Below are 355 nucleotides of genomic sequence, written 5' to 3'. Positions count from 1 at the left end.
AGAACTTCGAATCAGGCCTCAGCGCCTTCTTCGTAGGCTGCGACGTTTCCGTCGTAGCGAGCCGCCCATTATATGGTGGCTTTTCTGCTTCGTCAACACCTCATTTCGGGGTGGTTGACTCGGCGGCTTCAGCGTTGGCCCGAAGGCTTTTCGTCGAAGCGAGCCGCCTATTATGGCAGGCTTTTTGTTTCCGTCAACACCTTATTTGATGAACTTGAAGTTCTTCGTGAAGTTGTTGAACCAACCCAGGCTTAAAAACACCTGGCTTACATAAAAAGACAAACCCCGCTGCGTGAGCAGCGGGGTTTTAGATAAAACCCTGACGATGACCTACTCTCGCACAGCTTAGGCTGCA

At 51.3% G+C, this 355-nt stretch carries 1 protein-coding gene; it reads left to right on the top strand.

The window, feature by feature from the left end:
* The coding region (locus ACVOKO_RS19440) for a hypothetical protein (protein WP_346501036.1) at positions 1-209 on the top strand (209 nt) is incomplete at its 5' end.
* Positions 210-355: the final 146 nt, after the last annotated feature.

This window comes from Stenotrophomonas sp. STEN240 (genome assembly GCF_056756175.1).
Note: the sequence above shows the minus strand (reverse complement) of the source record. Positions and strands in the feature narration are given on the sequence as shown.